General features: G+C 46.8%; 19 protein-coding genes. 5 read left to right on the forward strand and 14 right to left on the reverse strand.

All coding sequences use genetic code 11. The features are described from left to right. Positions 1-2 precede the first annotated feature (2 nt). Positions 3-575 (reverse strand): DUF420 domain-containing protein, encoded by a 573-nt coding sequence (locus AC1S8V_RS25775; RefSeq protein ID WP_482071298.1) that lies wholly within the window; start codon positions 573-575, stop codon positions 3-5. Between the two features lie 377 nt (positions 576-952). On the opposite strand from AC1S8V_RS25775, the gene AC1S8V_RS25780 reads away from it, so the two are divergent. Then, positions 953-2,143: a cation:proton antiporter gene (locus AC1S8V_RS25780; protein ID WP_482071299.1), complete on the forward strand. Its 1,191-nt coding sequence runs from the start codon at positions 953-955 to the stop codon at positions 2,141-2,143. Between the two features lie 208 nt (positions 2,144-2,351). Here AC1S8V_RS25780 and AC1S8V_RS25785 read toward each other — a convergent pair whose 3' ends face one another. The 10 genes from AC1S8V_RS25785 to AC1S8V_RS25830 all read right to left on the reverse strand — a co-directional run bounded on the left by AC1S8V_RS25785 (position 2,352) and on the right by AC1S8V_RS25830 (position 11,406). Further along, complete coding sequence (locus AC1S8V_RS25785) at positions 2,352-2,837, reverse strand: DedA family protein (RefSeq protein ID WP_482071300.1); 486 nt, start codon at positions 2,835-2,837, stop codon at positions 2,352-2,354. A gap of 13 nt (positions 2,838-2,850) precedes the next feature. Beyond that, positions 2,851-3,396 (reverse strand): CDP-diacylglycerol--serine O-phosphatidyltransferase, encoded by a 546-nt coding sequence (gene pssA / locus AC1S8V_RS25790; protein ID WP_215077935.1) that lies wholly within the window; start codon positions 3,394-3,396, stop codon positions 2,851-2,853. A gap of 20 nt (positions 3,397-3,416) precedes the next feature. Further along, positions 3,417-5,165, reverse strand: a complete 1,749-nt coding sequence (locus AC1S8V_RS25795) for a sensor histidine kinase (protein WP_482071301.1) — start codon at positions 5,163-5,165, stop codon at positions 3,417-3,419. Beyond that, positions 5,162-5,842 carry a response regulator transcription factor gene (locus tag AC1S8V_RS25800; protein WP_482071302.1) on the reverse strand — a complete coding sequence of 227 codons (681 nt, stop codon included), beginning with the start codon at positions 5,840-5,842 and terminating at the stop codon, positions 5,162-5,164. Before AC1S8V_RS25800 ends, AC1S8V_RS25795 begins: the two co-directional genes overlap by 4 nt. Positions 5,843-6,096: 254 nt before the next feature. Then, the gene (gene thiD, locus AC1S8V_RS25805) at positions 6,097-6,909 is read right to left on the reverse strand and encodes a bifunctional hydroxymethylpyrimidine kinase/phosphomethylpyrimidine kinase (protein ID WP_145325859.1); all 813 of its coding nucleotides are present in this window, start codon (positions 6,907-6,909) and stop codon (positions 6,097-6,099) included. A 105-nt stretch (positions 6,910-7,014) separates the two neighbouring features. Next, positions 7,015-7,713: an ABC transporter permease gene (locus tag AC1S8V_RS25810; protein ID WP_482071303.1), complete on the reverse strand. Its 699-nt coding sequence runs from the start codon at positions 7,711-7,713 to the stop codon at positions 7,015-7,017. After that, positions 7,706-8,629 carry an ABC transporter ATP-binding protein gene (locus tag AC1S8V_RS25815; protein WP_482071304.1) on the reverse strand — a complete coding sequence of 308 codons (924 nt, stop codon included), beginning with the start codon at positions 8,627-8,629 and terminating at the stop codon, positions 7,706-7,708. The genes AC1S8V_RS25810 and AC1S8V_RS25815 overlap by 8 nt, the downstream gene beginning before the upstream one ends. A 125-nt stretch (positions 8,630-8,754) precedes the next feature. Beyond that, on the reverse strand, positions 8,755-9,687 hold the full coding sequence (locus tag AC1S8V_RS25820) for a sensor histidine kinase (protein ID WP_482071305.1): 933 nt from the start codon (positions 9,685-9,687) through the stop codon (positions 8,755-8,757). Beyond that, on the reverse strand, positions 9,684-10,349 hold the full coding sequence (locus tag AC1S8V_RS25825) for a response regulator transcription factor (protein WP_482074588.1): 666 nt from the start codon (positions 10,347-10,349) through the stop codon (positions 9,684-9,686). The genes AC1S8V_RS25820 and AC1S8V_RS25825 overlap by 4 nt, the downstream gene beginning before the upstream one ends. A 205-nt stretch (positions 10,350-10,554) precedes the next feature. Further along, positions 10,555-11,406: a DegV family protein gene (locus tag AC1S8V_RS25830; protein ID WP_482071306.1), complete on the reverse strand. Its 852-nt coding sequence runs from the start codon at positions 11,404-11,406 to the stop codon at positions 10,555-10,557. Between the two features lie 306 nt (positions 11,407-11,712). On the opposite strand from AC1S8V_RS25830, the gene AC1S8V_RS25835 reads away from it, so the two are divergent. The 4 genes from AC1S8V_RS25835 (at position 11,713) to AC1S8V_RS25850 (ending at position 15,051) form a co-directional block, all read left to right on the forward strand. Further along, a complete protein-coding gene (locus AC1S8V_RS25835) occupies positions 11,713-12,489 on the forward strand; it encodes an ABC transporter permease (RefSeq protein WP_482071307.1) in 777 nt (258 codons plus the stop codon). Further along, positions 12,486-13,286: an ABC transporter permease gene (locus AC1S8V_RS25840; RefSeq protein ID WP_133387183.1), complete on the forward strand. Its 801-nt coding sequence runs from the start codon at positions 12,486-12,488 to the stop codon at positions 13,284-13,286. Before AC1S8V_RS25835 ends, AC1S8V_RS25840 begins: the two co-directional genes overlap by 4 nt. A gap of 22 nt (positions 13,287-13,308) precedes the next feature. Further along, positions 13,309-14,277, forward strand: a complete 969-nt coding sequence (locus tag AC1S8V_RS25845; protein ID WP_482074589.1) for an ABC transporter ATP-binding protein — start codon at positions 13,309-13,311, stop codon at positions 14,275-14,277. Positions 14,278-14,373: 96 nt separating this feature from the next. Next, complete coding sequence (locus AC1S8V_RS25850; protein WP_482071308.1) at positions 14,374-15,051, forward strand: succinylglutamate desuccinylase/aspartoacylase family protein; 678 nt, start codon at positions 14,374-14,376, stop codon at positions 15,049-15,051. 94 nt (positions 15,052-15,145) lie between these two features. On the opposite strand, the gene AC1S8V_RS25855 is transcribed toward AC1S8V_RS25850, so the two are convergent. From AC1S8V_RS25855 to AC1S8V_RS25865, 3 genes are all read right to left on the reverse strand, one after another. Then, positions 15,146-16,201, reverse strand: coding sequence for a serine hydrolase domain-containing protein (locus tag AC1S8V_RS25855; protein ID WP_482071309.1), 1,056 nt, complete (start codon positions 16,199-16,201; stop codon positions 15,146-15,148). Positions 16,202-16,436: 235 nt separating this feature from the next. Then, positions 16,437-16,853: a MerR family transcriptional regulator gene (locus AC1S8V_RS25860; RefSeq protein ID WP_482071310.1), complete on the reverse strand. Its 417-nt coding sequence runs from the start codon at positions 16,851-16,853 to the stop codon at positions 16,437-16,439. A 29-nt stretch (positions 16,854-16,882) separates the two neighbouring features. After that, positions 16,883-18,361 carry an alpha/beta hydrolase family protein gene (locus AC1S8V_RS25865; RefSeq protein WP_482071311.1) on the reverse strand — a complete coding sequence of 493 codons (1,479 nt, stop codon included), beginning with the start codon at positions 18,359-18,361 and terminating at the stop codon, positions 16,883-16,885. Positions 18,362-18,432 lie beyond the last annotated feature (71 nt).

The following is an 18,432-nucleotide window of genomic DNA, read 5'->3' on the forward strand; positions in this document are numbered from 1 at the left end:
CATTAATAATAAGGCGCCATCATCAGGTATACCACGACACCTGTAGAGCTGACATACAGCCAGATTGGCATGGTCCAGCGTGCAATTTTGCGGTGTTTCTTCAGCTGATTCGTCCAGCCCCATACAAGTGTGAACAACGCCAATGGAACAATGAGGGCTGCCAGTATGCTATGGGTGATCAGAATGAAGAAATAGATGGAACGAATAATTCCCTCGCCGCCGTATTTGGACGTCTCTGGTGAGAGGTAATGAAACGTCAGATATGTCACAAGGAATAACAGGGTCGTTGAAAATGCAGCAAGAATAAATCGTTTGTGCAGCTTCACATTTCGCTTGATAATAGCAATAAGCGCTGCGAGCAGGAAGATGAAGGTAAAGCTGTTAAATACGGCATTAAACCGCGGCAACACCGTAATATCAAAAGTGACATCACCTTTGTACCCGATGGACGGTGCGAAAAACAATAATAAAATAATGACATTAGCAAGAATGGAAATCGTAATAATAATGCCTGCGAAATTTTTATTGCTGGTCGGGGATTGAATGTTAGGGTCCCCTTTGTCCTTTTTGCTCAATGCAAAATCCTCCTCATATGCTAACTTCTATGTTCTATATCATTATATCTCGCTATTTCTCTACTGTTAAGTGACAACACTCTGAACAAAACAGGACACAAACGACGTTAGCGTTCCCGTTATAGCCATTTTCATACTTACCAAGACAGCAGTATGTTTACCACAGCTCAAATTTGTGTTATAATTAGTGTCATTAATCACATACGCGTTAAACCGGAGGAGCCTGTCACCAAGGGCCCTCTTTGTCTTTTTTCAGGCATGAATGGCACTATTTATTAATGCTGTTCTATGCCCTTTTTTTGTTTTTTTGGCTTGGAATGATTCGCCCTTGGGCAGGGAATCCTATAAAAACGCAACTACTGGAGAGGAGCACACCTATGGAATTTGTTTTGGTTCTTGCACTTATTTTGATCTTCACTAAACTTGCTGGTGATTTATCCGTAAGATTGGGTCAGCCATCGGTTCTGGGAAAATTAATTGTCGGTGTCGTCCTCGGGCCTGCACTGCTCGGTTGGGTTCAGCAAAGTGATTTCGTTCATTACATGGCTGAGATCGGGGTACTGCTGTTAATGTTCATTGCCGGACTGGAAACCGATCTGGAGCAGTTGAAGAAAAACTGGAAGGCAGCCTTTGCCGTAGCCGTTGGCGGTATCATATTACCTTTTATCGGGGGATACGGCTCGGCCATAGCCTTTGGCATGTCACAAACACACGCACTGTTCTTTGGACTTTTATTCTGTGCCACTTCCGTCAGTATTTCGGTTCAGACACTGAAAGACATGGATCAACTCAGCTCTCGTGAGGGTACAACAATCCTTGGCGCAGCTGTCGTCGATGATGTCCTGGTCGTTGTCATTCTTGCCGTTATGATGAGTTTGTTAGGTACAGGTGGAGGAGACACTTCGATCTCTTTGCTCATTGGTAAAAAGCTGTTGTTCTTTGTGATCATCATCGCTGCCAGCTGGTTCCTTGTTCCACGCATCATGAAGTGGATGGCACCACTGAAGGTAACGGAGACCATTATTACTGCGGGACTGATCATTTGTTTCGGATTTTCCTACTTTGCAGAGTGGATGGGTGTTGCTGGAATTATTGGTGCTTTTGCCGCTGGTATCGCTATCTCCCAAACCAACTTCAAACATGAAGTCGAAACCAAACTTGAACCGATCGCCTACGGAATATTTGTCCCGGTATTCTTTGTGAGCATCGGCTTAAATGTCACCTTTGATGGTGTGGGATCACAGATTTGGTTTATTGTCGTCATCAGTCTCATCGCCATTGCGACTAAACTTCTTGGCGGCGGAGCCGGTGCACGCCTTACCGGATTTGATCGTATATCATCTTTGGCCATTGGCTCCGGAATGATTTCCAGGGGTGAAGTTGCCCTGATTATCGCTTCTACCGGACTTGCTGCCGGATTGCTTGATCCGGAGTACTTTACCAGCGTCGTGATCATGGTTATTATCACTACCTTGGTTACACCACCGTTGCTCAAGATCACCTTTGCACGTAAAAAGGGAGAAAAGAGCGTGGAAAGAGGTATTGAGGAATCCCACCTAAGCGGATAAATAGAAATCGTGAAACAAACGCCGCTTTGATCCATTCACCTTCAACCCGGAGGTTGGAGAGGATCAGAGCGGCTTTTTATATTTTCATAAAATCCTCAGTATTTGTTGATCCTTACAGTTCCTCATAATTCGTTACAAAACAAAAAAGACCACCTTACACTCAAGAGGTCTTCGATCTTTGCCTGTTGTTGCAACAGGCTGTCCCATTTTAAGTTAGCACACCGACATAAAAACCAATGGAGATAAAGACAACACACCATACAAATGCACCAATGCCCGATACGAGAACGTACCTGCCGATGGCCATCTTGCTAATTCCGGAGAAACAGCACATCAGATGACGAATGCCTGGAATGAAGTAACCCAGGATGATGGACCAATATCCATATTTGAGAAACCACGACTCCACCCTGCTGAATCGTTTGGCATTAACGCCGACCCACTTGCCGTATTTTTCAACCAGCGGCCTGCCCGCTTTCTTGCCAATCATGTAGCTAAGCAGCCCTCCGGTAAATGCGCCACCGAAACTGACGGCGATGGATACGGAGTAATTCAATACCGAGATGGAGGCGAGATAACCGACAAAAGTCATCATCACCTCATCCGGAATCGGCATGCCAATAACGCCAAGAGCCAGTAGTCCGTATATTGCGAAATAACCATATTGACCAATAAATTCTTTTGCAAATTCCATACTGACTCGCTCCTTATTTCGGTTCCACAATATCCTTCTCATGTGAGGCTAGCACTTGTTTTAAAGACGGGAATCGGATTTGGCTCACCATGAGACCGGATAATACAATAATGACAAGATAGGCTACACCATGTGTGAAATAAGGACTCCAGAGCGCGAAAAAGGACATCAGACCTCCGGCAAAGGTAATCGGCATTCCAACAAAACCGCTGCTTGCTGTCTTCTGACAGTTATAACGGGCCAGACGCAAAGCACCGCAAACCGGGAACAATGCGGTCAGTGCCATCCCCAGCACATTCACTTCAATCATGGAATTCAGGTACAGAATCAGCACGGGGGCTGTTCCGAATGAAACTACATCCGCAAGCGAGTCCAGGGACTTGCCGAACTCACCCTCACAATGCAATTTACGAGCCGCATACCCGTCAAACAGATCAAAGAACATCGCTACCCATATCATCATCACAGCCAGGGCAAATTCACCATGAATAGCCATAATGACTGCCAGCATGCCTGAACTCAGATTCCCCAAGGTTAAAATCGATGGTAAAGACTTCATAAGATTGACTCCCTTTCGTACTAGGCTTTAGGAAAAATAATATAAAAACGGACTCCATCCGGTGTGTTCTCCACGCCATAATTGCACCCATGCAGATCAAGGATTTGCTTCGCAATGGCCAGGCCGAGCCCGGTTCCCCCCATTTTGCGATTACGTGAACGCTCTACCCGATAGAACCTCTCCCATATAAACTGCCGCTCAGCTTCAGCAATGTGCTCGCCCTTGTTCTCAATAGAAATGTGGACAAAACCGTCACGCCTGCTAATCTCAATAGTTATATCGGTATGTGGTATCGCATGGCGTATAGCATTCATCATCATATTAAAAATAACTTGCTCCAGCTTGCTTCGGTCACCCTCAACCGTCTGCTCTGTTGTAGATACAAGCACCACATCCAATCCTTTGTCCTTCAGTTGCGGACCTAGACGGCCGGAGATATCTTCAATCATGTCAGCCAGTGCAACAGCATCCGTATTCAATTGGATTGCTGAGGATTCCAGTCGCACCAGATCCAGCATCTCTTCAACCATCGTTTCCATTTTGATAGCCTCATCGGCAATGATCTCAATGTAACGCTCCCGTTTGCTCTCACTCACGCCATCCTTCAGCCCTTCAGAATATCCCTTAATAATGCTGATTGGTGTCTTAAGTTCATGTGATGCATCGGCAAAAAACTTGCGCTGACGCTGTTCAATCTCCTGCTTCATTTCCATATCTGTACGCATCTGCGTGTTGGCCTGCCTCAGCTCTTCCAGTGTCTGACCCAAGGTTCCCGATAAGGCATTGAGGCTGTTAGACAGACTGCCGATTTCATCATTACGCCGGATGGGTGATTTCACCGTGAAATCCAGCGTAGACATTTTCTTGGCGACATGGTTCAAAGCCAGGAGCGGCTTCGTTACAATTCGGGACAGGAGCAACGCCAATAACAGAATCAATACAAATGCGCCAATACCAAAATACGCATAAAATAAACGTGTTGCCTCATTCGCTTCCCGCATCTCTTGCAGAGAAGTGAGCGAGAAGATCAGTTGTTGCTCAGGTCCTGAACGATGCACTGGAGCGATGGTGATGACATTGCGAACACCACTCCAGCTATCCATCCATTCTTCATTGAGCATTTTGCCATTTGCCAAGGCAAGTTGGTCTTCGGTGGATAAAGGGAAACGACTATCCAGTGCCTGCACCAGCAGTCCCTGCCTCTGACTCCACGTTGCCAGATTGGGAAGAACAACCTCGGTCAATACACCTGACCATTCCTGTACCGGTTCAATCGATTCCTGAAAACTTGCCGTTCCCCATGCAACAGAATTGGCATCCTGGATTTCGAATGGATAGACCATGGACCCGCTGGAAGGGCCTCTAACCGTCAGTTCCTGCCCATACTTCAGATGGGACGTAATCCAGCCTGCATTCTCACTATTGATAAACAAGGACAAGGACACCTTCACGTGACTCCCGTCCTCTTGAAGCAGCGTAATGTGGAACGGGTCATTAACCAGTCTTCCGGTATTCGTCAGAATGACCAGATGAGACTGATTCTGACGCATGAACTTCCCGGTCTCCTTAGCTAGTTGTAAATCACTCCAATGCCCATTGGAGTATTCCTGTTCGAACTTGGACAGCTTTTTCTTCATACTGCTGACCTTTTGATGCTGATAGAAGTCGGGAAACCAGACCAACTGGGCAAAAACCGTCGTTCCGTATAAAAGAACCAGGCATCCTGCCATGACCAGGAATAGCTTCATCGTTACGCCATTTCTTCTCATGCTTCTGCCTCGAAACGATATCCGGTGCCAATCACTGTCCGGATGCACTTGGCTTCTTCACCCAGTTTGCTGCGCAGCTTCTTGATGTGAGTATCCACAACACGCGAGTCACCTTCAAAATCAAATCCCCAGATCCGATTCAAAATGGAATCCCGGGACAATACAATGCCTGCATTACGCACCAAATAGAGCAACAGATCATATTCCTTTGGCGCAAGCTCGACTTCAACCCCGTCCTTCTCCAGCCGCCGAGCCCATGGATCAAGGGTTACCTGTCCGAAGCGAATCACACCTTGCTCTCTTGCAAATGAACCTTCAACCCGCTTCATTAAGGTCTCTGCACGTGCAACCAGCACACGTGGACTGAATGGCTTCGTGACGTAATCATCTACGCCCAGCTGGAATCCATGAATTTTATCGTCATCCTCAGACCGTGCAGTCAGCATGATAATAGGTACGGTGGATTGGGATCGAATATGCCCGCATAATGTCCATCCATCCATTTCAGGCATCAAAACATCCAGAATAACCAGATCCACCTCATGCAATGCCAACAGTTCCAATGCCTGTACTCCATGTTCTGCTTCTAAGACGTTCCATTGTTCTTTTATGAAATAATCGGCCACAATCTCACGAATGCGGCTTTCATCTTCCACCAGAAGCACTGTTCTGATCATGGCCGACTCTCCTTTTTAGATTTCTGATCATAACATACCTATTCCATGTGTCGTTCATGTGTCCATACATGTTTTGGAATGAACCCCATGATATATACGATTAATATAAGCCAAAAGTTACTAATTTTTATCAAAATGCGCACAAAAAAGAAGCTGCCAACGAGCAACTTCCTGCTCATTGACAGCTACTTGAATGAAATCGATTTGTGTTATCCAAAAGTGATGCGCTACGACTGCGCGCTCCCTGGCAACACTTAACGTTGTTGCTCCAGACGATGTGCCACATGAAGTGTAGGACCAACAAAACGATTCAGCGGGAATCCGCCTGCAATCGCTTTGGTCACGAAGGCTTTACCCTCACGAACAGCCTCTTTCACTGTAAGACCACGAGCCAACCCCGCGGTAATCGCCGCAGACGTCGTGCAGCCCGCACCATGCGTATATCCGGAGCCGACAACATCGGCTTCAAACCATTCGTAGTTGGTTCCATCATAGAGTAGATCCATTGCTTTACCTGGGTTAATCACACCTCGGTCTTTGATCAGTACATGCTTCGAACCATGGGCATGAATTGCTGCTGCCGCTGCTTCCATCTGTTCCTTGGAGCGAATCGGTCCACTCTTCGCCAGTTGGGATGCTTCGAACAGATTAGGTGTAACCAGATCGGCACCTGGCAACAGGAATTCGATCATCGCTTCCGTATTTTCCGGTTGCAGTACTTCGTCTGTACCTTTGCAGACCATCACCGGATCGATAACGATCTGTGGCAGACCACTGCGGCGAATATGTTTCGCTACCAGTTCAATAATATCTACAGAACCGAGCATACCTGTCTTCATCGCATCGAAACCGATGCCGTCCAGAACAGTGCGAAGCTGCGCTTCAACTACATTTAATTCTACAGGAAAGACCTGGTGATCCCATGTATCGGGCTCCATTGCCACAACCGTAGTCAGTACGGTCATGCCATACACACCCAGCTCCTGAAAAGTTTTCAAATCAGCTTGAATACCTGCACCGCCGCTCGTGTCCGAACCAGCTATTGTTAATGTCTTTGGAATCGTCATGGTAGTTATATTCTCCTTCGTGTCTCAGTTGACATTATCCTATCCCTTGTACGAGCGGATGTCAATGGCATCTGAAGCCATACGGAGCATGCTTTTTAGAATGATTCAGTTCACATCTTTGGTCTCCAGACGAACCATGGACATCGAAGCAATCCATATCCCTATAGCTCCAAGGGTCAGAGGGATAACAATAAGCGAATGAATGGAAACTTCCGAGCCGTTGAATCCGGAGCAGACAATAAAAACCAGCAAAATGGACGAGACCATTGTCGTTGTAACAGAATGCTTACGCATACCGAAGAATAAGGGAATGAGCGCCATGCTTGCAGCTGATAAGGAACTCATACTGTACTTCACCAGAAGTCCCAATATATCCTGATTCGTCAATGATCCAGGAATGAAGGAGTAGAATTGATTAACAATCAACAGCAGTGAACCCATCAACAGATCGGTAACCATAATCATCACAAATGTAAAACCAAACACGATAATCAATTTGGCAGCGATGATTTTATGACGCTGGATGGGATAGGTGAACATGACGTTCATCGTTTTATTTCTATACTCACTGATCACCAGCTTGGATAATAAAGCTCCTGCAAATATGATAAAGGTCGCTCTCACAAACGTATCAATAATCATAAAGGCAGTCTGGTAATCGGCATAGGCATAATCTTCCGCTCCCACATCCACAAATCCAATCATGATCAGGAAAAGAAGAACGGCTATATTGGCAATACCTGCACCTGCAAAATTTCGTGCAAAGCGGTGCTTCCGCATCTCAAGCCTGATTAGTTTAAGCAACGTGTTCATCCCCTTTTACAAGCTTCATGAAGTGTTCTTCCAGGGAATGTGCCCGTTTGGATATCGATTCGATCTCAATGCCATGCTGGATCAGCTTGGTGGTTAATTCCGATGGAATGATGCCCGGATCATAGATACGCAACGTATGGTCATCGACCAGTTTATAATTGCTCAAACCCAGCTGATGTTCAATGACATAGGTCGCTTTGCGGATATCTACCGCCTGTAACTCGATGTACTCATTTTGACTTCCACGAATGCTCTCCATCGAGACTTCCTCCACCAAACGACCGCCGCGAATGACACCAACCGTGTCGGCAATCTGCTCAATCTCGCCAAGGATGTGACTGGAGACCAACAGGGTGATTCGATACTCATTGCTAAGTCGCTTGAACAAATCTCGCATCTCTCGGATCCCTACCGGATCCAATCCGTTAATCGGTTCATCCAGAATGAGCAGTTCAGGTGTGGTTATGAGTGCACGAGCCAGTCCTAGCCTCTGCTTCATGCCCAGAGAGAAGTCTTTAACCGGTTTCTTGCCCGTATCTTTTAACCCTACCATTTCCATCGTGTTGTCGATGATCTTTTTGTTGTAGAATCCCATGTATTCACAGTGAAGCTCCAGATTCTCGCGAGCAGACAGTCTATCGTAGAAAAAAGGATATTCAATAATACTGCCCATTCGCTTCAATACTTCATAGGAGGTCGGCGTAAGCTTCTCCCCAAACAGTTCTATCTCCCCTGTGGTTGGTTTGACGAGATTGGTCAGCATCTTCATGATGGTTGTTTTACCTGCACCATTCGGACCAAGAAACCCATAGATCTCACCTTGCTTAATATTCATATTGACGTTGGATACAACCTCTGCCCCTTCATATACTTTGGTCACATCTATTGTTCGTGCGATATAATTCATCGTCTTGTTCTCCTTTACGTCCCCTGTCCGGGTTCCTATATCTATATTGTAAAGAGAAAAGTCTGCATTTTTATTAATCAAATCTTACAAAAACCTTAAGCTTGATCGGAAACGCCAAAACGGCTCTACCAAGCCTTTAAGGTAACTGAAAATACAGTCCGTTGATACGGCACACTATGTAAATGAATGCTTCCACCCATCCGTTCGATTAGCCGCTTCGTGATCGTCAGACCAAGGCCGCTGCCCTGATAGAGTCGATTACGGGAATCCTCCAGCGTATACATGCGTTCGAACACACGACTATGCTCGCTCTCAGGAATCCCTTTTCCCTGGTCCCAGATCTGCAGCGTCACAGGTCCACCTATCGAATGGTCGAGCGAAAGTCCTAGCACCTTACCCTCTGCTCCATATTTCATCCCATTGGTAATGAGATTATCCAGCACACGGTCCAATGCCTCTTCATTCGCTTGCACGAAGATATCACCATCAGGTATCTCCAGCTCCACGTGCAACCCCAGATCCGTCAACATTTCATAAAAGGAGAGCATCTTCAACCGGCATAATTCGCTTAAATTTACTCGACTAAGCACCAGCTCCGTATCTCCGGACTCAAGCTTCGCCAGATCAAAGAAAGAATGAATCAAACGTAACACTTCCTGCGCCTTATCCTGTATTTTCTCCGTCATGATCTTCCGTTCCTGATCGGTTAATGATGGGCCGTGCAGCAAGGTCTCACTATAACCCAGCACAACGGTGAGCGGCGTTTTCAGATCATGCGAAATGTTGGAGAGCATATTGCGCATCTCCTTCTCCTGGTTCGCATAACCGGCTTTGGCGCGGTGGGCATAGTCCAGCAGCTGGTTCATGTCTTTCAGTAGCTGGCTAACCTGATCATCACTGTCGAATACAAGCAAACGCTCAAAGGTGCCTTGATCCAAAATATCGGATATTTTCTCATGAATATACGACAGGTGTTGGCTGCGTTTCCGGAATTTCATCCACAATACAATGACGGCAATGGCCAGAATACCCGTTGTAATGGCAAAAATCAATGTCATCCCTGCTCCGCCTCCAGCTTATACCCGATGCCCCAGAGTGTCTTGATATATTGGGGAGCCGAAGGATCTGCCTCCAGTTTCTCACGCAGACGACGCATATGTACGTTAATGATATTTTCGTCTCCATAATAATGATCGTTCCAAACGGAAGCATAGATCTGCGCCTTGGTGAACACTTTGCCAGGATGGGTAACCAATAGCTTCAGGATGCCAAATTCCTTGGATGTCAGTTTGACGGGTGTACCTTCACGCTCCACCTCGTACGTCTCCATATCAACCACAAGTCCTCCAATATGAATACGTTGATCTTTAACCATTTCAGTCACAGGCGGAGTGATATAATTGGCGCGGCGAATCGCAGCTTTGATGCGGGCAGTCAGTTCGATTAACGAGAACGGTTTGCTCAAGTAATCATCTGCGCCGAAGCCCAGACCTAGCGCTTTGTCCACCTCCCCATCCTTCGCAGACAGAATGAGCACAGGCACCAAACTGACTGCCCGAATGGTTTGCAACACATCCATCCCACTTTTGCGAGGGAGCATCAGGTCCAGAATAACCAGATCATACTCAGGTTGTGACTGGCTGAACTGACGTTCTGCCTCTAAGCCGTCATATGCATAAGTGACGTCGTAGCCCTCTTTTTCCAGATAAGGCCCGACCATTTCACTAATTGAACGATCATCTTCAACAAGCAACAAGCGGTGACTTGACACGAGTTCCCCTCCAACATGAACATTTTTTCCTTTATTACCTCACAGTTTGTTTGAATTGGCAATGACATACGAAAAAACCTGACAGGAGCACCACTTTGACATCAAGTGTGTTCCTGCCAGGTCTATAAGAGTCTATAGATGAATGCTGGTGCTTCTAATCTCTATATCCGTTCTCGCTGTGGATCCAGCATAGTCCAATGGTTCCTGCACCTGCATGGATACTTACTACAGGGATGAACGGCATGATTTCGGTCTTTAATCTAGGCAGCAGAGCTGCAATCTGTTTTTTGATTGTAACGGCTTCTTCCTGATTGTTCGCATGCATAATGCACACATGCTTTACTTTCCCCACATCCAGCTTGAGCATATCCAGCATGCGCTCTTTCGTCCGCTTGAACGTGCGAATCTTCTCATTCACAACCACTTTGCCCTCTTCAAATCGAAGCAGCAGATGGATCTTGAGCAGTTGACTGATGATCAGTTGTGTACCCGACACCCGCCCACTGCGGTGAAGATGCTGAAGACTGGCCGGTATGAGGTAAAAGGACATGTTATCAATCATCTGTTCAATGTTTACTTTGATCTCGGCAGCTGAACATCCCTGCTTCTGCCATTCCAGTCCTTGCATAATCATCTCACGGTGAGGATAGGCGCCTGCCTTTGAATCAATTGCGGTCACCGTCACTCCTGCAATCTCTGCAGCCTGCATGGACGTATGCAGCGTTCCGCTCAGTGCAGTAGAGCAATGAATCGTAATAATCTCATCGTACTTGTCTTTGAGCGACTCATACAGTTCAATAAACTCACCAATGGGTGGCTGCGAACTGCTCGCACGTGAAGACTCCGCAAGTTTCTCATAGAACATTTCAGATGTGATGTCATCGGTTTCCCGGTAACATTCCTCTCCAAATACGATGCGCAGCGGTACGATATAGATATGATTTTGCTCCGCAAAAACGGGATCCAGTGTACTGGTACTGTCGGTGACCCATGCAATTTTCTTCATGACATCCTTCTCTCTTGCCGGATTGTTCGTTCTGTATCCCAATCATCAGGCACAAGCCCGGCGGTTTTTATTTAAAATTTGAATATTTCACGTTGTAAACGTTTGCGATACTACCTCTTAATTATAAATGAACGGACAGACCGTTGTCTTGTGGCGCAATCATGAACAACCCTGTTAATACCATTATTAGCTAAAAAAATGTCTTGCCTGTGAAGGAATAAATTGGTATGCTGTTGTCCTTCTCTCTTTTTCGCCTTGACTGAAGTGAACGGAAACGCCGTTCAATCCACTTATCGGAGGTGTCACATGCTTTATTTCACTCTGGCTTCCAAAGCCTACTCCCGGAATCTGCAATACCGCGGGGCACACATGGTACATAACTTGGCAAGCGCCATGTTTGGTTACATGTATGCCTGCCTCTGGATCGGCATCGGGGCCGACCATACTCTCGGGGAATACGGGACACAGGGGATGATCAGTTACATTGCGTTCACGCAATCCTCTCTCTGGATCTCGGGTTTTCTCACGAACGGATTGGGTATTCCCTTAACCGTCAGGACAGGGCAGATCGCACTGGATCTGATGAGGCCTGTTCATCTGTTCACCCACCTGATGGCACGCGAATGGGGGCAGATTGCCTACCAGTTCGTGTACAAAAGTATTCCGATCTACCTGCTCTTCTCCATTGTCTTTTCCCTGGATTGGCCCTCAGACGTTTCAACGCTGTTCTATGCCGCACTTGGTCTTGCCGGCGCCGCATACTTGTCCATCTGCATGAACTACATCATTGGTGCTACGTCGATGTGGACCACGGAGTCTTCCTGGCTTCACTGGGGCAATCACGCCATGATGAATCTGCTGGCTGGTTTCTTCATTCCGCTGGAATGGCTGCCGGACTGGCTTGAACAACTTGCCTGGCTATCACCCTACCCTTTCCTGCTGTATGTACCTACCCGAATCTACCTTGGTTTCGAAGATGGCTCCTTGCTATGGGGAACCTTGCTTTGGTGCGTCTTCATGACGTTGATCTGTCTTGCGATTACCCAGGTGTTACGTCGTAAAGTGGAGGTGCAGGGCGGATGAAACGGACTTCCTGGTTCAATTTATATAAAATGCTCATTCGAACAAGCATCCGCAGCCGGATGCAATACAAGTTCAATTTCATTATGGCATCCGTACTCGCCGCTTTAATTCAGATCTCCGAGTTTCTGATGGTTGCTCTGGTGCTGCACAAATTCGGAGCGATTAAAGGCTGGTCCCTCCATGAGATTGGTTATCTCTTCGCCATCATGACCTTATCCAAAACACTGTACCGCACATTCGGCAATGAGGTTCACCATCTGGAAAAATATCTGGTCAATGGTGAGCTTGATCAATTGTTAACACGTCCTATGCCCGTATTGTTGGCCCTGTTGCCCCAGAACTTCCGCATCATGGCTGGGGAAGTCCTGCAAGGCGGGTTCATTCTCTGCTGGTCTCTGGCAGGCATGATGCACAGCGGACAGATCGGCTGGATAGCCATCCCTTTCTCCCTGCTCATTATCCTGACGGGGGCAGTCATTCTCTTTTCCATCGGACTCGCTACCGCCACACTCGGATTCTGGACCACACGCATCGAGGAATTACAGACGATCACTGAGGATGCAGCACGAACGGCTGCCCAATATCCGCTAACGTTATATCCCAAATGGATGTCTGGCATTCTGCTAACGGTGATTCCCGTGGGATTCGTCAACTACATCCCGTCACTCTATCTACTGCGGGGGGAAGGAGGAGCGTGGATTCTTGTTGCTGTTGCGGCGGTTGCCGTACTGAGCTTGGCTGCAAGTCTGCGTTTCTGGCAATTCGGCATGACCAAATATCAAAGTACAGGTAGCTAAGGAGGCGAAACGAATCATGAACATGATCACAGCAAGGCATCTGCAAAAGGAATTCAAAACTCCTGTTATTCGCGAAGGGCGTTTCTCCGGTTTACGTACGTTATTTTCACGTGAGTATGTGTCCAAGGAAGCGGTACGCGATATCAGTTTTGATATCGGGCAAGGGGAGTTTGTAGGCTACATCGGTCCGAACGGGGCTGGCAAGTCTACCACCATCAAAATGCTGACAGGTATCCTCCACCCAACCTCGGGTGAGGTACTACTTGACGGTATGAACCCGCATCAGGACAGGCGCAGAACCGTTGGTCGACTGGGCGTCGTGTTTGGACAGCGCAGTCAGCTCTGGTGGGATCTGCCTGTAAAAGATTCATATGATATTCTGGCCGAGATGTATGACGTCCGTGCCGAGGATAAAAAGAGACGGCTGTCCCAGTTCGCTGAGCTGCTGGACCTTGAATCATTCTGGGCCACGCCTGTCCGCAAGCTCTCGCTTGGACAACGCATGCGTGCGGATCTCGCAGCTTCCATGCTGCATGATCCCGAACTGCTTTTTCTCGATGAACCAACGATCGGACTGGATGTGAACGCGAAACGGAACATTCGTCAGTTTCTACGTACCTTAAATGAAACATTTGGCAAAACGATTCTGCTGACCACACATGACATGGACGATATCGAGCAGTTATGCAGCCGAGTCATGGTGATTAACCATGGTCAACTGACATATGACGGCACGATCTCGTCACTTCGCGAAACCATCGGACTTCCTACGTTGATTCGAGTAACATTCCGGGGAGCGTTTCACCTCCCCGACGTTATATCGCCCGCGATACACATTACAGGAGTGGAAGGGCAGATTGTCACCGTGGAGGTGAACCGGAAGGAATGGAGCACAATGGACATTCTAAAACAGCTGGAACACTGGGGAGAAATTGAAGATGTGGAGATGAAAGAACCCGATTTCGAAGATATCATCCACCGGGTGTATTAATTGGCCCATTTTGTGAGGAAATAGGATGAAGACCTGTTCTTACGCCGTTACATGAAAGAGGGACATGGCGTACTGTAATAACGGAGGTGAAGCGTCATGCTTGTGACCAAACATGTCCTTGCAGCATCCAGCGCACACGCCACTCCCTATTACATCGTACGTGGCATGATGCCGGGCCCGGTGATGTTCATTACTTCCGGGGTTCACGGGAACGAAACGTCGAGTATGGCCGCTGCGCAAAAACTCGCAGATGATTGTGCGACAGGTCGCCCTGTCATTCAGCGAGGGCTATTAATTATCGTGCCACGTGTGAACCAGCAAGCCTACGCAAAGAAAATCAGAGGCAAGCCAGATCTGAATCGTACGTTTCCACGCCGTATGTCAGGCAAGGCCAAACATCCGCTCGCTGCGGCGGTTTTTCAGCTGGCGCGTGAACATCGGGCCGACTGGTGGCTTGATCTGCATGAAGCCAACGGCCTGTCTCAACTGAGTTCACGAGTGCTTGGACAGACGTTGATCACTAATCCCGGCAGTCGGACGATTCCAGCTTGCAGAAGAGTTATCGAACGGATGAATCGGTCGATTGCCATTCGTGATCGTCGTTTCAACCTCAAGCAGCATGAACTGCTGGGTTCTGCCCGTACAGCGGCTTCAAGACTATTACAAGCCCGTTCCGTCACGGTGGAGACCTGTTGGAGTCTGAAACGCTCTACCCGTATCAAGTATCAGACGGAGATTGTGCACCATTTTCTGCGTGAAGCGGGCTTAACTTGATTGAGATCATTAAGATAGAACTAAAAGAAACCTTCAGAAGAGAGCGCCCGAGGATGTACTTCGGGAGTTCGCTTTGGAGGTGACTTTTCTGCATTTATCTCTGCATCATTGCTTCCAGTATATTATTCCCCACAGGGTCCAGCGGCATGAGTGGAAAAAGGTCTTTTTTAGTTATAAACTTGAATATCGCATCCAGATACTCATCCACAATGGAGGCTGATCCAAAACAATAATTGGATAATAATACAACCCCTATACTCTGTTCCTTATTTATAGCCAAATAACTAGAAAAACCAAATGTGCCACCGTTATGCCAGAGAATATTCTGATCTGAGATGTTATCACTAAACCAGCCGTAACGATGAGTCGAATCTCCAATCATTGCAGGCATGTGACTTTGTTGTATTGCAGAGGATGGCGGATGATCTTCATTCAGATTGGCCTGCACAAATAAACACATACCGTGAAGAGATGACTTGATCGCCCCTGCCCCTTCATGAACACCAGTATCCCAGTGAGGCATTTTTTTCCCCGTTGATGTATGTCCATCCACAAATCTGCCATTCTGTTCTGCATTCAGCATAACAGCTGTCTCCGTCATGTTTAATGGACCTGTGATATATTTTTTAAGCAGATCGTCATATGTACTGCCTGATACTTTACATAGGATATAGCCCAGTAAGCCCACGCCGGTATTGGAATACTCAAATGAACCCATCTGATCCGTAAAGTCAGCATCAGATAAAAAAGCAAGTAAATCATCCTCCGTATAATTTGAATACGGATTGTATCGATTTTTCTTCGAGGACAGATTTGTGGCAACTCCGGGTAATCCAGAGGTATGCGTCGCAAGACTTTTTAAGGTAACCTTATTCAAATAATCGTTTTTACCGTTGTGTATGTACTTGCCAACAGTGTTATCCGTGGAAAGTAGCTGTTGACGTTCCAATTCTAATAGAAGGATAGATGTAAAAAGTTTGGTTACAGAGCCGATTTCGAACAACCTGTGTTCAGGGGCAGCCGAGCTCTTCTTTTGGGGATTGCCTAATGAATGATATTCGATATCTCCCTTCGTAATAGCGCCAATCTCAAGATGCAGATGTTTCTTTCCTTTGATGTAATCGGATACAAAACCTTGTAAATCCCTCATAGAAAATCTTACTCCTTTATGGTGTGAATTTCATTATTAGAATATTGAAATCACGTTAACCACCACTATGTATTGGCAAACTACACTATGTATTCGTTTTAAATCTCCGATTCCCTGCTCGATAGTCGACGCCTGTGTTCTCCTAAACAGGAAAAGAGCCGCGATTACGGCTCTGAGACTCTTTCCCTATTTGCATCAGCTTCTTGAATAAGCCACCCAACTAAATACACTGACTTTATGGGTTAATCTCATCCTGCTCTTTCTTTTTCACCCTGAACGACTGAATATAGCTATGGATATCATCTTCTGGCGTCTTGAGCAATCTGGCCAGATGAATCTGCATCTGTTCAAGGTGATCGATATGCTTTTGAATGTCAGCGATTCGGTCACGGACCCGTATTTTTAACGTATCACTTTCCATGTCCTCCTGGCTAAGCAGTTGCAGGGTCTCTTGTATTTCCTTTAGAGAGTATCCCAGCGATTGGGCATCCTTAATAAATTTAATTTTGACCAGATAATCCTCTGTATACACCCGGTATCCGTTGGATGAACGACGGGGAGCGGGCAGAATCCCGCTATCCTCGTAATAACGAAGGGTGGCCATACTCACACCGGTACGCTTGGCCAACGTTCCCCTTGTCATGGTTTCCATCGATAGATACCCTCCATCCTTCTGTGGGATTATTCCGCTTTTTGGTGACGTAGCTTGGTGTACTTGCTGTCATACGTAGCCTCAGGAAATTGGGATGAAGGGCCTTGTAACAATGGCTGCTCTTTTCCTTTGAGGTAACGATCAAAGAATGCCAGCGTATATGATCTGGTGATATCTACATTATGTTCTGGTGTTATGCCTCTGGCAAACATTTTTGGTGAAATTAACGAAATATCCGTAAAGCTTTGATGAAAGAAATTCTCCACTGTCAGATAATAGGTGTCATTGAGACTGCTTGTCATCACCCGATCCAGATCAGGCTCAAACTCGGGATAAAATACTTTATCCTTGGCAGTGGCGTCGGGGTCCAGACTTTTGGCTGTCCCACCTGACATGATATACATAAACGGCTGTTTCAAGGCTGTCGTGGATACTTTACCCCAGAATCCGCCTTCCAAACTAAGTCCTGCCTGGAAACGGTCATCCTGAGCCAGCGCTTCCGCCGTGGTTGCACCGCCGTAGGAGTGACCAAAGATACCGACAGCATCCAGATCAAGCTTGCCTTCGAGCAATTGATTCGGATCATGTGAATTCCACTGTGTGAGAGTGTCCAGTACAAAGCTTGCATCCTCTGCACGTATACCTATCCCTTTTATATTATATTGATATAGTTCTTTGGAGGTTGGGAAGTCAGGGTCCGGCTGATAAGAAGCGACATGGCCATCCGAGAATGTAACTTGTGCAGATGTATACGGATGGTCGATACCAACCACAATGTAGCCGTGGCTTACGAGCTCCTCGATCGCGGTCATACTTTGAAAGCGAGTAGAACGTATCCCCGGTGAAAACAGTAATACAGGATACTTGCTCTGTGCAGCAGATACCTCGGCACCTTTAACAACATGCGTCGGAATCGTGTCAAGGTAACTGAATACCACTGGTGGAATGCCAAATACCAGGCTGATCGCCTCTCCCAACTCGGCAGGATAATGCTCTAACGGCAATCCTTTGGCAGTTTCCTGATCTACAGGATACCAGACGTTGATCATGAGTTCCCGCTTATCTCCCGTTTCATCCGATTTGGTCTCTTCCCGGGAATCATCCGTTAACTGCTGCGAAAAGGTTCCTATGGCAAATGAACCTGTCGATTCAGGCATCGTGAATGCAGGGAAAAACGACGTCAGCACAATGGTACCTGCACTAAGAGCCAGCACCAGAATGGATGCCAAAATGATTTTGAACCACGATCGACGTTTCTGTTTCTGTGTATTCTGAATATTGCGCCCGGACTTCCATAATTGAACGGACAATACAATCAGTAAAACAAGGACCACGATATAGGTAGGCAGCAACTGCACACGAAAATGATCCATTACCCCATGCAAAAGGATAGCCAGCACCAGTGCCAACAACGTACCGCCCCCCACTACCCGGCGTTTGGGAGCCACCAACATGACCACTGCACTAATAACTGTCACGATTACTAAAATCCATTCTAAAATTCTCATTTTTCAGCCTCCATTATTCCTTGATGAATCAAGAATAAACCTTGAAGTATACTTCAAGGTCAAGGCTGTAT

Source organism: Paenibacillus sp. B46(2026), from assembly GCF_056786355.1.